The sequence below is a fragment of the Bradyrhizobium sp. USDA3516 genome (assembly GCF_057651995.1).
The window spans coordinates 1-566 of sequence record NZ_JBYGYN010000030.1 but is presented as its reverse complement, the minus strand read 5'-3'; the positions used below and the strand labels follow the sequence as shown (position 1 = coordinate 566).

Here is a 566-nt window from a genome sequence, read left to right as displayed (position 1 = left end):
TGCAGGCGATGGGGATGAGCGGCATCTCCAAGAGCCAGGTGAGCCGGCTGTGCGGCGAGATCGACGACAGAGTGAAGGCGTTCCTCGGCCGCCCGATCGAGGGCGACTGGCCGTATCTGTGGATCGACGCCACTTACGTGAAGGTGCGCCAGAATGGCCGCATCGTCTCAGTCGCCGTGATTGTCGCGGTCGGCGTCAACAGTGACGGCCGGCGCGAAGTTCTCGGCATGGATATTGGTCCCTCCGAAGCCGAGACGTTCTGGACGGCATTCCTGCGCAAGCTCGCCCGCCGCGGCCTGCGCGGCGTCAAGCTGGTCGTCTCCGATGCCCACGAGGGCATCAAGGCCGCCGTCAGCAAGGTGCTCAATGCCACCTGGCAGCGTTGTCGCGTGCACTTCATGCGCAACGCGCTGGCACATGCCGGCAAGAGCGGGCGGCGCGTCGTCTCCGCCTTCATGGCCACCGCCTTTGCCCAGGACGATGCCGAGGCCGCAAAGGCCCAGTGGCGCCGTGTTGCGGATCAGCTTCGTCCCAAGCTGCCCAAGCTCGCAGCCTTCCTGGACGAA

The 566-nt window shown here is 66.1% G+C and carries 1 protein-coding gene; it reads left to right on the top strand.

All coding sequences use genetic code 11. The features are described 5' to 3' along the window. On the top strand, nt 1-566 hold a 566-nt coding region (locus AC24YW_RS36600), incomplete at both ends, for an IS256 family transposase (RefSeq protein WP_487487214.1).